The sequence below is a fragment of the Chitinophaga sp. 01L420 genome (assembly GCF_056399985.1).
In genome coordinates, this window is sequence record NZ_JBFTSK010000123.1 from 1 (window position 1) to 1,484 (window position 1,484).

1 protein-coding gene is annotated in these 1,484 nt (G+C 50.0%); it reads left to right on the top strand.

Annotated features, from left to right (window positions below):
• On the top strand, positions 1-1,484 hold a 1,484-nt coding region (locus AC1DP6_RS36425), incomplete at both ends, for a beta strand repeat-containing protein (RefSeq protein ID WP_477059300.1).

Genomic DNA, 1,484 nt, shown 5'->3' on the forward strand with positions numbered 1-1,484 from the left:
ATTACACCGTTTACCGCCACAATTACCTTCAGGTTTACCGCCACAATTACCTTCAGCGAAGCGGTGACTGGATTTACACTGGGTGATATTACCACCACCAACGCAACTTTAAGTACATTCCCCGTTCTCGTAACACCAACTTACACCGTTCTCGTAACACCAACAGCAGATGGTACTGTGACGATTCAGGTACCGGCCGGTATAGCCGTGAACGTGGGCAATAACCCAAATACCGCTTCTAATATTTTAAGCCTTGTTTTCGATGGTACCGCACCAGTAGTGACAGCAGTAGATGTACCTGCCAATGCCGTGTATAACGATGGACAAGTACTCTCCTTCACTGTTCATTTTAGTGAGATAGTTAATGTAACCGGCACACCATCGCTGGGTGTAGTAATAGGCGCCACTACCAGACAAGCCACACTTGTAAGTGGCGGCGGTACCAATGCCTTACTATTCAGTTACACCGTGCAGAATGGTGATATGGATATGGACGGTATTACCCTGGGAACGCTGACCGGTACTATCCGTGATGCGGCAGGTAACAACGCAGTACTCACCCTGAATAATGTGGCTAGCACTACGGGCGTACTCGTGAATACAACCCTCCCGGGTGTAGTCATTTCCACTACCGCTACCTCGCCGGTGATTGCGCCATTCACGGCGACCATCACGTTCACCGAAGCGGTGACCGGATTTACGCTGGGTGACATTACCACCACCAACGCTACGCTAAGCGCATTCCAGACAACAGATAATATTACTTACACCGTTCTCGTAACACCTGCCACAGATGGCGCGGTAACCCTACAGGTACCAGCCAGTGTAGCCGTGAACGTGGGTAATAATAGCAATACCGCTTCCAATACATTAAGCCTCGTTTTTGCAGGAACAGCTCCTGTAGTAACAGCAGTAGATGTACCGGCCAATGCCATTTACAGACTTGGCCAGGTACTCTCCTTCACCGTTCACTTCAGTGAACCGGTGAATATTACCGGTGCTTCGTCGCTGGATGTAATCATAGGCGCCACCACCAGATCCGCTACACTTGTAAGCGGCAGCGGCACCAATGCTTTATTATACAGCTACACCGTGCAGCAGGGCGATATGGATATGGATGGTATTACACTGGGTACCACACTTACCGGCACTATCCGTAACTCAGCCGGAAAGGATGCAGTACTCACACTCAATAATGTAGGCAACACTACCGGAGTACTGGTAAATACCACTAATCCAGGTGTAGTCATTTCCACTACCGCTACCTCGCCGGTGATTGCGCCATTCACGGCGACCATCACGTTCACCGAAGCGGTGACTGGATTTGTAGTTGGTGACATTACCACCACCAACGCTACCCTCAGCGCATTCCAGACAACAGATAATATCACTTACACCGTTCTCGTAACACCTGCCACAGATGGCGCGGTAACCCTACAGGTACCAGCCAGTGTAGCCGTGAACGTCGGTAATAACCTCAATAC